General features: G+C 68.6%; 8 protein-coding genes. 3 read left to right on the top strand and 5 right to left on the bottom strand.

Annotated features, from left to right (window positions below):
- Positions 1-87 precede the first annotated feature (87 nt).
- Positions 88-1491 (top strand): sensor domain-containing diguanylate cyclase, encoded by a 1404-nt coding sequence (locus LGR54_RS09745; protein ID WP_230361773.1) that lies wholly within the window; start codon positions 88-90, stop codon positions 1489-1491.
- A gap of 5 nt (positions 1492-1496) precedes the next feature.
- Here LGR54_RS09745 and LGR54_RS09750 read toward each other — a convergent pair whose 3' ends face one another.
- A complete protein-coding gene (locus tag LGR54_RS09750) occupies positions 1497-2036 on the bottom strand; it encodes a formaldehyde-activating enzyme (RefSeq protein WP_230361774.1) in 540 nt (179 codons plus the stop codon).
- 271 nt (positions 2037-2307) lie between these two features.
- Between LGR54_RS09750 and LGR54_RS09755 the strand changes: the two genes are divergently transcribed.
- Both LGR54_RS09755 and LGR54_RS09760 read left to right on the top strand, forming a co-directional pair.
- Entirely contained in the window at positions 2308-4653 is a 2346-nt protein-coding gene (locus LGR54_RS09755; protein WP_230361775.1) for an ATP-binding protein, read from the top strand.
- A 32-nt stretch (positions 4654-4685) separates the two neighbouring features.
- Complete coding sequence (locus LGR54_RS09760; RefSeq protein ID WP_230361776.1) at positions 4686-5813, top strand: NAD(P)/FAD-dependent oxidoreductase; 1128 nt, start codon at positions 4686-4688, stop codon at positions 5811-5813.
- 3 nt (positions 5814-5816) lie between these two features.
- On the opposite strand, the gene LGR54_RS09765 is transcribed toward LGR54_RS09760, so the two are convergent.
- The 4 genes from LGR54_RS09765 to LGR54_RS09780 all read right to left on the bottom strand — a co-directional run bounded on the left by LGR54_RS09765 (position 5817) and on the right by LGR54_RS09780 (position 12798).
- A complete protein-coding gene (locus tag LGR54_RS09765; RefSeq protein WP_230361777.1) occupies positions 5817-8795 on the bottom strand; it encodes a bifunctional [glutamine synthetase] adenylyltransferase/[glutamine synthetase]-adenylyl-L-tyrosine phosphorylase in 2979 nt (992 codons plus the stop codon).
- A 49-nt stretch (positions 8796-8844) separates the two neighbouring features.
- Positions 8845-10278 (bottom strand): ATP-binding protein, encoded by a 1434-nt coding sequence (locus LGR54_RS09770; protein WP_230361778.1) that lies wholly within the window; start codon positions 10276-10278, stop codon positions 8845-8847.
- A complete protein-coding gene (locus tag LGR54_RS09775) occupies positions 10262-10942 on the bottom strand; it encodes a response regulator transcription factor (RefSeq protein ID WP_230362081.1) in 681 nt (226 codons plus the stop codon). Before LGR54_RS09775 ends, LGR54_RS09770 begins: the two co-directional genes overlap by 17 nt.
- A 293-nt stretch (positions 10943-11235) precedes the next feature.
- On the bottom strand, positions 11236-12798 hold the full coding sequence (locus tag LGR54_RS09780; protein ID WP_230361779.1) for a Do family serine endopeptidase: 1563 nt from the start codon (positions 12796-12798) through the stop codon (positions 11236-11238).
- Positions 12799-12823: the final 25 nt, after the last annotated feature.

The raw sequence follows: 12823 nt of genomic DNA on the forward strand, positions 1-12823 counted from the left end.
GCCCCGGCCGAACTTCCGCCGTGCGCGGCGTTACAGTCGTGCTAGTGTCTTCGTAGTGCAGCGCAGCAAGGAAGACCGTCGGCCGTCATGGGCGAGAGGACATCGGGCGCGTTCGAAACAGCATCCGCCGGCGGCGGCGGGTCGGCCTACGAGCTGGCGCCCGTCGGGCTGTGCACCCTCGACAGGCACCGCCGCGTCCTCGTTTGCAATCGATGTTTCCGCGAGCTGATCACCGCGCCGACCGACCTCGCCGGCCGGACGCTCGCCGAGTGGCTGCCGGCCGCCGACACGCTGCTCGACCGCCTGCCGGTCGAGCCGGGGGGCACGATCGAAGCCGATCTCACCATCGAGCAAGGCAACCGGCGCCTGCTGCGCCTGTCCGCCACGCGGCTCGATGACGGCCTGTCGCTGGCCCTCGCCGACGTCACCGCTGCCACCGAGGCACTGGACGCCCTCCGCCAGGCCGCCGAGCGGTCGAGCTTCGCGCTGGAAAGCGCCGGCCAGTGGGTCTGGGACTACGACATCGTCGAGAACCGCGTCTGGCGCTCGCAGCAGTGGAAGCGTGCGCTGGGCTACGCACCGGAGGAGCTCGCCGACCAGGACGAGCCCTGGCGCATCGTGCACCCCTCCGACCGCAAGATCGTGCAGGCGGCGATGGCGCCGATCCTCGCCGGCACGCGCCGCGATTTCGAGGCCACCTACCGGCTGCGCCACAAGGACGGCGGCTGGCGCTTCATCCTCAGCCGCGGCAAGGTCATCGCCCACACGCCGGACGGCCGCCCGGCCCGCATGCTGGCCACCAGCGTCGACATCACCCCGCAGAAGGAGGTCGAGCGCGAGCTGGAGGCGACCATCCGCCAGCGCCGGCAGCTGGAGCACGACCTGATCACCGCCAATCGCCGGCTACGGCTGCTGGCGGAGATCGACAGCCTCACCGAGCTGCCCAACCGCCGCAAGTTCGACAAGTGCCTGGAGCGCGAGTTCCGGCGCACGCGGCGCGAGCGGCCAAGCCTCGTGTTGTCGATGCTCGACGTCGATTATTTCAAGTCGTTCAACGACCTCTACGGCCATCAGGCCGGCGACGACTGCCTGCGTGCCGTGGCAGAGGCGTTGCAGCAGGTCGGGCGGCCGACGCGCGACATCGTCACCCGCTATGGCGGCGAGGAGTTCGCCGCCATCCTGGTCGACATCGACCTGGACGAGGCCATTGCCGTCGCCCGGCGCATGGCCGAGGCGGTGGAGCGGCTGGCGATCCCGCATAGCGGCAGTCCGTTCGGCCGGGTGACGATCTGCATCGGCCTCACCCTGTTCCGCTTCGGCCAGCAGCGCCGGCTGCGCACGCCCGATCAGCTCGTGCAGGCCGCCGACCGGGCACTCTACGCGGCCAAGGATGCCGGGCGCGATCGCATCGCGGTCGCCACCCGGCTGGAGGAAGGCCGCGTCGAGACCCGCATCGTCGGGCGCGACACAGAGGCCGCGCCCGCCGGCTGAGGCGCTCAGTACTCGACCACGCCGTCCAGCGCGTAGTGCTTGACGCTCTTGCGGTTGGCGATCAGCTCGTCCGCCGTCGGCTTGCCGGTCAGCGCCCGCTCGATGGCGATCTTCATCGCCTCGTGGTTGGTGCGGTAGAGGTCCTTGAGGTCGAGGTTCGGATCCTCCGGGCAGCGGGGATCGAGCCACACCATGACGATCATGCACAGCTCGTCGGCCTGGTCCTTCGGCAGGATGCCCTCGGCAAGACAGTCGACGATGGCGTCGCCGATGGCCGCCTGCACCACGCCGCCCAGCAGCTCGACATAGGCCGCGGAGGGGATGGTGACCTTGGAGGTCATCATGGTCGCCGGCCGCACCATCTGGTTGAGGTCGCGGATCACGAACATGCGGGTATGGCCGGCCGCCTGCCCCATCATGGAGGCGAAGGCCTGGCCGGCGGGGCCACGCACCGAGCCGATGAGGATCTCCGGCATCGCGTCGGTGAACTGGCCTTCGGCCGCGAGCACCGTCGCTTCACCGGTGCGGAACCAAATATCGGTCATGATTTTCTCCCTTCATGGGCTCCATGTCGTGCGGCCATAGCATCCCGATCGGATCATCGTCCATGCGGCTGATGCGCCATCCCGGCGTAACTGTCTGGGCGGACTCGATTTGAGCTCGGGGATACCCCTTAAAGTTGCTGAATCGTTAACTTGACTCTCAGGGACTCTGGACAGGGAGGGGCCGTTTCGATTCAAATCAGTGGTGATTCGGCGGGCAGGGATGGGCCGCCGGACACGGGATCAGGGCAAGTGTGTTAGGGGGAGGCCGGCGATGGCACGCGCCAACGCTGCGGGCGCGTCTGTGCGCGTTCAGGCCATGCGCGGCCTGGCACGCTCAGTCGCTCGACCCGCCTATCAGCGGCTGGTCGATGCCGAACCCTTCATGCGCCGGGCGGTGCCGGCGCTCATCGTCGCCTTCATCGCCATCGTCGCGGTCGCCGCCGTGGTGCAGATCCGCGCCTATCGCGCCGATTCCATCACCGACGCCAAGGACGAACTGGCGCTGTTCACCCTCGCCGTCGCCAGCGAGCTGCGCCAGCATCAGGGCCAAAGCGGCGCCACCGACACCGTCACCCTGACCACCACGCTGAAGGCGAGCCTGCCAGTGCGCGCGGCGGAAGCCCGCCGACGCTACGCGATTGCCGACGCCAGCGGCAATGTGCGCGCCGCCAGCGATGACGATCCGGCCATCGTCGCCGATATCCGCTTCGTGCTCGCCAATGCCCAGGCGCTGACCATCTTCGCCGAGAGCGCCGGCGTGCTCGACGTCACGTTGAGCGACGGCCGCGACGGCCTCGCCACCGTCCGGAACATTCCCGGCCAGCCCTTCCAGCTGGTGGCCATCCAGCCGCTGGCCGGCGCGCTGTCGACCTGGCAATCCGACACCATTCTCACCGTCACCCTGCTCTCGACCACCGGCGGCGTGCTGCTGATCCTCGGCTTCGCCTTCCACTGGCAGGCGACGCGGGCCCGCGAGGCCGACGGCATCTACGACACGGTGCGCGCCCGCATCGACACCGCGCTTTCGCGCGGCCGCTGCGGCCTATGGGACTGGGACATGGGCCGCGGGCGCATGTTCTGGTCGGAATCGATGTTCGAGATGCTGGGCCTCGAACCGCGCGACGAACTCGTCTCCTTCGGCGATGTCTCGGGCCTCGTGCATCCCGACGACGTCGACCTCTATGACGTCGCCAAGGAAATCGCCGACAAGCCGGGCCGCATCATCGAGCGCGTGTTCCGCATGCGGCATGCCGACGGCCATTGGGTATGGCTGCGAGCACGAGCCGAGGTGGTGGCGCAAGAAAATGGCGAGCCGCCGCATCTGGTCGGCATCGCCGTCGATGTCACCGAGGAGCGCCGCCTCGCCGAGCGCACCGCCACCGCCGACATGCGGCTGCGCGACGCCATCGAGAGCATTTCGGAATCCTTCGTGCTGTGGGACAGCTCCAACCGGCTGGTGCTGTCCAACTCGAAATTCCAGACCCTGCACGGCTTCGGCGACACCACCCTGGCGCCCGGCACCCCGTTCGACACCATCGCCACCCAGCTGCGCCAGCCGGTGGTGCGCATTCCGCTGCGCTCAGAGGACCGACCGGAGGAAGGCGCGCGCTCCTTCGAGGCGCAGATCGAAGGCGGGCGCTGGCTGAAGATCGCCGAACGCCGCACCAAGGACGGCGGCTATGTCTCGGTCGGCACCGACATCACCGCGCTGAAACGCCACGAAGAACGGCTGATGGACAGCGAGAAGCGGCTGATGGCGCTGGTCGCCGATCTCCGCAAATCGCAGCAGACGCTGGAAATGCAGGCGCTGCAGCTCGCCGAGCTGGCGCAGAACTACGCCGACGAGAAGACCAGGGCCGAGGACGCCAACCGCGCCAAGTCGGAATTCCTTGCCAATATGAGCCATGAGCTGCGCACGCCGCTCAACGCCATCATCGGCTTCTCCGAATTGATGGAGAGCGGCCTGTTCGGCCCGCTCGGCAGCGAGAAATACAACGAGTACAGCCGCGATATCCGCGATTCCGGCCGCTATCTCCTCGACGTCATCAACGACATCCTCGACATGTCGCGCATCGAGGCTGGCCGCATGCAGCTCAGCCTGCAGCCGACCAAGCTCGACGAGATCGTCACCGACGCCATCCGCGTCATGTCGGTGCGGGCGGATGAGAAGCACCTCGCCGTCATCTCCGAGGCCGACCCGGAGCTGGTGGTCGAGGCCGACCGGCGGGCACTCAAGCAGATCGCGCTGAACCTGATCTCCAACGCCATCAAGTTCACCCCCGAGCACGGCCGCATCACCCTGCGCACCCGCCGCACCGCCCAGTCGGCGCTGCTGGTGATCGAGGATACCGGCATCGGCATCCCGAAAAGCGCCCTCGCCAAGATCGGCCGCCCCTTCGAACAGGTCGAGAGCCAGTTCACCAAGACGCACAAGGGATCCGGCCTCGGCCTCGCCATCGCCAAGTCGCTGGTCGAGCTCCATGGCGGCACCATGCGCATCCGCTCCTCCGAGGGCGTCGGCACCACCGTGATCATCCGCCTGCCGCTGAACGGTCGTCCCGGCCTGCAATACCGCAATGCCGCCGGCGAATTGTCGGACGAGACCGAAGCAGGCTAGCTTTGGCCTCATCGTCCACCGGATCGTACTCCATGCCCGCACTTTCCATCGCCGAAGCCGTCCCCGTCGATTGCGTGGTCGCGGGGGCCGGAGTGGTGGGGCTGGCGGTCGCGCGGGCGCTCGCCCTCGCCGGGCGCGAGGTGCTGGTGCTGGAGGCCCATGGCCTCATCGGCTCGGAAACCTCCGCCCGCAACAGCGAGGTGATCCATGCCGGCATCTACTACAAGCCCGGATCGCTGAAGGCCCGGCTCTGCGTCAACGGCCGGGATCGGCTCTATGTCTATTGCGCCGAGCGCGGCATCGGCCACCGGCGCTGCGGCAAGCTGATCGTCGCCAGCGGCGAAGCGGAGATCGCGAAGCTCGACGGCATCCGGACCCAGGCCGCCGCCTGCGGCGTCGTCGACCTCGCCCCCCTGGACCGGGCAGAAATTCGCGAGATGGAACCGGCACTTGCGGTCGACGCGGCGCTGCTGTCGCCCTCGACCGGCATCATCGACAGTCACGGCCTGATGCTCGCGCTGCAAGGCGACATCGAGGATCGCGGCGGCGCCATCGCCTTCAACGCCCCCATCCTTGGTGGCAAGGTGACAGACGCCGGCATTCTCCTCGACGTCGGCGGCGCCGAGCCGATGACGCTTCTCGCCACGACCTTCGTCAATTCGGCCGGCCACGGTGCCGTCGCGCTGGCCAACGCCATCGAGGGGCTCGACCAAGGCCACGTCCCCCCGGCCTATCTCTGCAAGGGCTCCTATTATTCCCTGCCCGGCCGCGCGCCGTTCTCGCGCTTGGTCTACCCGGTCCCGGAGGCCGCGGGCCTCGGCGTCCACCTCACGCTTGACCTCGGCGGGCAGGCCCGGTTCGGACCGGATACCGAATGGATCGAGGCGGTCGACTACAATGTCGAGCCGGCCCGTGCCGAGCGCTTCTATGGCGCCATCCGGCGCTATTGGCCGGCGCTGCCCGATGGCGCGCTGGTGCCCGCCTATGCGGGCATCCGGCCGAAGATCACGCCCCCGGGCGCACCGGCAGCGGATTTCCGTATCGATGGGCCGGCCGAGCACGGCGTGCCGGAGCTGGTCAACCTGTTCGGCATCGAATCGCCCGGCCTCACCGCCAGCCTCGCGATCGGCGATCTGGTCGTCGACAAGCTCACCCGCTGACACTCAGCGCCGTCGGGGCGTACCAGCGTCGGATAACAGGCGCAGGAAGACACCGCGCACCTCCTGCTGCGTCTCGCGCAGATGAGCGTCGAGGGTAGCGAAATCCGGCATGGTACCGGCGCGGGCCAGCAATTGGCGCAGGGCGGGGCTGGCCTGCGTCGGATCGAACACGCCGGTAACGGCCAAACGCAGCACCTGCGTGAGATCATGCAGCAGCGAGCAGGCGCGGGTCAGCAACTGCGCATCCGCGGCCTCGATCACCCCTACGCGCCCGGCGCTGGTAAGCACCCGCACCGTGGACGTCTGCACGATTTCGGGCTGCGAAGCGCCATGGGCGAGCACGAGGAACTGCGCCAGGAATTCGAGGTCGACCAATCCCCCCTGGCTGTATTTCAGGTCCCAGGGCTGGCCGTCCCCCTTCTCCTCGGCAATGGCCATGCGCATGTCGAGAATGTCGGCAGCCAGGCGCTCCGGGTCGCGCCGCCGGCAGAGCACGGCCGCGATCGCCTGCTCGACCCTGCCGCGAAAAGCCGGCGACGCCAGCACCACCCGCGCCCGCGTCAACGCCATATGCTCCCAGGTCCAGGCCTCCTCGGCCTGGTAGACCTCGAAGGCCGGCAGCCGCGTGGCGATGGGGCCCGCGCGGCCAGAAGGGCGCAGGCGCAGATCTACCTCATAGAGCCGCCCGGCATTGGTGGGCGTGGTGAGCGCGCTCACCAGCCGCTGCGTGAGCCGGGCGTAATATTGCGTGCCGTGCAGCGGGCGCGGCCCGTCGGATTCGGGCGCCTCGTCGTCGAAGTCGTAGAGCACGATGAGATCGAGATCGGACCCTGCGGTCATCTCCCGCCCGCCGAGCTTGCCCATCGCCAGCACCGCCAGCTCGCCACCGGCCAGCTCGCCATGCGCTTCGTGGAAGCGAGCGATCACCGCCTCGCCCAGCACCCGGATCACCACGTCGGCAAGCCGCGCGAAAGCATCGCCCGCCTGCGCCGCCGGCAGCGTACCGGACAGCACGCGCACGCCCATCAACACATGCTGTTCCTGGCGGAAGCGGCGGGCACGGTCGAGCAGATCCTCTTCATCGCTCGCTTCGGCCAGCTGGGCGCGCAGCCGCGCCTCCAGCATCGCTTCATCCGGCAGCGTACCGAAGAAGGCAGGATCGAGCAGCGCGTCGAACAGCACCGGCCGCCGAGCGAGGATTTCGCCCAGCCGCGGCGCGGTCGACAGGATGGTGGCGAGCAGGCGCACGAGGTCGGGATTTCGCGCCAGCACCGAGAGGAGCCGCAGCCCCGTGGCAAGCTGGCGGAAGAAGCGATCGGCGGCGATCAGCGCCAGGTCCGGCTCGCCGCCACGCGCCAGCGCGTCGAGAAGCAGCGGTACGATGGCGGCCAATCGTTCGCGTGCGGTAGCGGTGCGCAGCGCGCGCGGCTCGCCGGCCAACCAACCCCGCACGGTGGCACTGGCCTGCTGCGGTTGCTGGTAGCCGAGCCGATGCAGCGTCGCCAGCGTCTCGCGGTCATCTGCCTTGGCGGGAAATTCCAGCCGCCCCTCCACCGCCGCACGCGGCGGAGCATCCTCGAACAGGCGGGAATAGTGACGCTGCACGCGCGTCAGACGGCGGGTCAGCTCGGCGGCGAACGCCTCGCGCGAGGGATAGCCCATGAAGACGGCGAAGGCCGCCAGCGCCTGCGGCTCGTCGGGCAACGTGTGGGTCTGCTCGTCGGCGACCATCTGTAGCCGATGCTCAACCCGGCGCAGATAGACATAAGCCTCGCTGAGTTCCTCGCGCGCCGTCTTGCCTATCCAGCCATCCTCGGCGAGCCGTTCCAGCGCCTCCAGCGTGCGCGGGGTGCGCAACCGGGCATCACGACCGCCGGCGATGAGCTGCTGTGTCTGGGCGAAGAATTCGATCTCGCGAATGCCGCCGCGCCCGAGCTTGACGTTATGCCCTTCGACCGCCACGGCGTCGTGGCCACGAAAAGCATGGATCTCCTGTTTCATCGCATGCACATCGGCGACCGCCGCGTAGTCCAGCGAGCGGCGCCAGACGAACGGCGCCATCTGCTTCAGGAAGCTTTCGCCGAGCGCCAGATCGCCGGCGATCGGCCGCGCCTTGATATAGGCGGCGCGCTCCCAGGTCGCACCCTCGCGCTCATAATAGTCGAGCGCGCTGTCGACCGAGAGCGCGGCCTGCGTTGAGGCGGGGTCCGGCCGCAGCCGCAGGTCGACGCGCGCCACATAGCCGTCGGGGGTGCGCTCCTGCACCAGCCGCACTAGCTGACGCGTCAGCCGCACGAAGAAGGGCGCCGCCTCCACATCCTTGCCGAGCGGCGCCCGCGCCGGATCGTAGAGCACGATGAGATCGACATCGCTGGAATAATTGAGCTCGCGCGCGCCATGCTTGCCCATGGCGAGCACCACATAGCCACTGACACCGCGTGAGAATTTCCGCAGCTTGCCGGCTCCGACCGCTTCGCGCAGCAGATAATCGACCGCCGCCGAGATGGCGGCATCGGCGGTGGCGGTGAGTTCGGCTGTGACGGTGGCAAGGTCGAACACCTCGCCGATATCGGCGAGCGCGACCGCAAGCGCTGTCTCGGCACGTAGCTGCCGCAGAGCTGCCATCATCTCGGTTTCGTCCGTCGCCGCTCGCACCACCTTCATCATGGCGGCTCGTGCCTCGGCGAGCCCCGCCTCCGGCTCGCTCGTCAACAGCCGCAGCAGCCGTTGCGGGTCTCGGCGGATCAGCTCGGACAGGAACGGCGAGTGAGCGCCAATATTGGCCAGCACGGCCGATGCTGCCGGATGGGCCGCCAGCACCTCGTCGAGCTGAAGGCGGACGGGATCCTCGGCCGTCTCGACCAGCGCAGCGAGCGGGTGCGGCGCAGAGACGACCGGCTCGCTCGCCCCCATGCGCATGCGCGCCGCCAGTCCGCTCGGTTCCTTCCGCGCCGTCTTCCGCCTGCCCTGCCGTTCAACCATCTCGCCCGTGCACCTCCAGCCCTTCGCCCAGTCTATAGGCAAAGAATTGTCAAAGTGCTGCATCCTCGGGCGACGTTGCGGCAGCATCCTCCATTTCCACCTCGGCGGGCAGCTCGATCACCACGCGCAGGCCGGGCGCGCTGTCCTCCAGCCGCATGGCGCCGCCATGCAGCTGCACCACCGCGGCGACCAGCGAAAGCCCGAGCCCTGATCCCGGCTGGGTCCGACTCTTCTCGAGCCGCACGAAGCGTTGCAACACATGCGCCCGCTCCTCGGGCGGAATGCCCGCACCGCTGTCGGCGACCGCGAGACGCACCATGTCGCCCTCGCGGCTGGCTGAAACGGTGATGCGGCCGCGTGCGCCGGGAACGTCGGGCGCGCCGTATTTGATCGCGTTGTCGATGAGATTGGACAGTGCCTGCCCGAGCAACTCCCGCACGCCGAGCACCATCAGCGGTCCGTCGATCGTGACATCGAGATCCAACCCCTGCTCGTCGGCAAGCGGCTCGTAGAGCTCGGCGACACCGGTCGTCGTCTCGGCGAGGTCGACCGGCTGCATCGCCGACCGGCCCTGCCCCGCTTCCACCCGCGCGATCATCAAGAGCGCGTCGAAGGTGCGGATCAGCCCGTCGGATTCGTCGATGGTCTGCTCGGTCGCCGCCCGCCAGTCCTCGTCGTCGCGGGCGGTGCGCAGCGCGTCCTCGGCGCGATTGCGAAGCCGGGTGAGCGGCGTCTTCAGATCGTGGGCGATGTTGTCGGAGACCTGCTTGAGCCCGACCATCAGCGCTTCGATACGCTCCAGCATGGCGTTGAGGCTCAGCGCCAGCCGGTCGAACTCGTCACCGGTCCCCGCCACCGTCAGCCGGCCGGAGAGATTGCCGGCCATGATGCTCTCGGAGGTGGCAGTCATCTGGTCGATGCGCTTGAGCACCCGGCGCGTCACGAAGATGCCGCCGGCGACACCGAGCACCACCAGCAACACCAGTCCCCACACCACCGGGCCGATGATGATCTTGCGCAGCTCCTCGCGCTCGACGACGTCGCGCCCGACCAAGAGCCGGAACTCGCCGGGCAGGTAGACGACATGCACCAGCGCCCGGCTCGGCGGCCGGGTGGCGTCGTCGGAGCGCAGATAGTCGATTTCCTGCCAGCCTTCCTGCGACAGGAAATTCAGCGGCAGGTTCAGCACGTTGCCGGCCAGTGGCTCGCCGTTGAAGCTGGTCAGCAGCAGCAGCCCGGCATCGGGCGCGCGGGAGCGCCGGTTCACCACCTGCACGAGGCGGGAAAGCCCGCCGCGCTCGAACTGGCCCTTCAAGAAATCGGTATCGGACTGGATCGCCTCGCTCGCCTGTCGGGTGACGAGGCGCTGGGTGTGCCAGCCGAGATAGCCGATCAGCGAGCCGGCGAAGACCGCGAAGACCAGGAGGTAAGCGGCGATCAGCTTGATCGCCGTGGTGCGGGCCAGCTTACCGAGCGATGTCACGAACGACATATCCAGCCCCGCGCACCGTGTGCAGAAGCGGCGGATCGAACCCCTTGTCGATCTTGGAGCGCAGCCGCGAGACATGGACGTCGATCACGTTGGTCTGCGGATCGAAGTGGTAGTCCCAGACATTCTCCAGCAGCATAGTGCGGGTCACCACCTGCCCGGCATGCCGCATGAGATATTCGAGCAGCCGGAACTCGCGCGGCTGCAGCACGATCTCCTGCCCGGCGCGGGTGACGCGGTGCGCCAGCCGGTCGAGTTCCAGATCCGCGACGCGATAAAGCATGTCGGTGGCCTGCGGCCCGCTGCGACGGGCCAGCGCCTCGACGCGGGCCAGCAGTTCGGAGAAGGCGTAGGGCTTGGGCAGATAATCGTCGCCGCCGGCGCGCAATCCCGTCACCCGATCGTCGACCTGGCCGAGCGCGGAGAGGATCAGCACCGGCGTCGCGTCGCTGCGCCCGCGCAATTCCGCGATCAGCGACAGCCCGTCGCGGCGCGGCAGCATGCGGTCGACCACCAGCACGTCGTAACCGCCCTCGAGCGCGAGGGCGAGGCCCTCCTCGCCATCGCCGGCAAGATCGACGATATGCCCCGCCTCGCGGAACGCCTTGCGCAGGTAGTCGGCAGCGGAGCGGTCGTCTTCGACGATGAGCAGGCGCATGGTGAAGTCTTCAGCGGAGGGATAGCCGATCGGCGGCACGTCGATGGCGCCCGCGGGGCGCACCGGCGGCCGAAGGGAATCGGCAGCGGAAGTCGGTTTCGACATGATGTACGGCATATTCGGCCTCCCGCCTATCGCAGAGGCACCTCTGCGGTGCCCGCACTGCCCGCAAAGGAGAGCGCGGGAGCCCTTTCGGACCCCCGCGCCATCGGACCGGCTGCAACCCAAGGGGCGACGGAACGGACCGCAGCCGGAACCGATTTCGAACGGTCGGTTCGCGAAAACGGCCGGGATCAGCCGTTCTGCTTGCCGAGCGAGATGGCGACGAAGTGCGTGCCCTGCTCGGACTTCACCCGCATCAGCACCGCCTTGCGGTTATCCTTGCGGGCGTCGGCGAGGCCGGCGCGCACATCGGCCGGGCTGGAGACCGGCTTGCCGCCGACGTCGAGGATGACGTCGCCCGCCTTGATGCCGCGTTCGGCGGCCGGGCCGTTCGGGTCGACCTCGGTCACCACCACGCCCTGCTCACCGGCACCGGCAACGCCCTTGGCGGGAGCCAGCGACAGGCCGAGACGCGGCGTGTTGCGGTCCGCCTTCTCCTCGTCAGCGCCCTTCTGGTCGTTGGAAGCGACGTCGGTCGGCAGCTGCTCGAGATTCACCGCCACGGTGATCGGCTTGCCGTCGCGCAGCACGCTCAGCTTCACGCTGGTGCCGGGCTTCAGCTTGGCGATCTCGCGCGACATCTCGCGGGAGTCCTTGATGTCCTTGCCGTCGATGGCGGTGACGACGTCACCCGCCTTCAGGCCGGCCTTCTCACCGGGCGTATTCGGCTGCACCTGAGCGATCAGCGCGCCCTGGGCTTCCTTCAGGCCGAGCGCCTCGGCGACATCCTCGCTCACCGGCTGGATCTGGACGCCTACATAGCCGCGCGCCACCGTTCCACCGTTCTTGAGGGCGTCGACGACTTCCGACACCGTCTCCGACGGGATCGCGAAGGCGATGCCGACATTGCCGCCCGAGGGCGAGACGATCGCAGTGTTGACGCCGATGACCTCGCCATTGAGGCCGAAGGTCGGGCCACCCGAATTGCCGCGGTTGATCGGCGCGTCGATCTGGATGAAGTCGTCATAGGGGCCGGAGCCGATGTCGCGGCCGCGAGCCGAGACGATGCCGGCGGTCACGGTACCGCCGAGGCCGAACGGGTTGCCGACAGCGACCACCCAGTCACCGACGCGCGGCGGGGCGCCGGCGAGTTTCACCCACGGGAAGTTGTCCTTGCCGTCGACCTTCAGCAGGGCGACGTCGGTGCGCGGATCGGTACCGATCACCTTGGCGGTGTAGCTCTTGCCATCGGTGGTGGTCACGTCGACCTCGGAGGCACCGTCGACCACGTGATTGTTGGTCACGACATAGCCGTCGCCGGAGATGAAGAAGCCGGAACCCTGGCCGACGACGCGGCCATGGCCCTGCGGGCCGGGACCACGGCCGGGACCGCCGGGGCCCCCCTGGCCGCCGGGGCCGAAGCCGAAGCGGCGCATGAAGCGCTCAATCTGCGGCGGCACGTTCTGCGCGCCGGGCTCGTCGTCGTTGGAGGCCATCTCCTCCGGCTCGTCCTTCTTCACCTTCACGCTCACCACGGCGGGCGAGACCTTCTCGACGATGTCGGCGAAGGAGAAGGCGTTGGTCGGCTGGTTGGTGGTGATCTGGGCGAAGGCCGGCGTCACCGCCTCCGGCACGACGAAGGCGCCGACCGCACCGCCGGCGAGCGCCAGGGTGAACACGCCGGCGAGCAGCCGGCTGCGGCTCTTGCGCAGGGTGGAGGTCTTGTTGGATTCGGGAAGCGCGTTGCGCGACATATGTCAGTCCTCGTTCATCGACCTT

Source organism: Ancylobacter sp. Lp-2 (assembly GCF_020523795.1).
Lineage (GTDB): Bacteria > Pseudomonadota > Alphaproteobacteria > Rhizobiales > Xanthobacteraceae > Ancylobacter.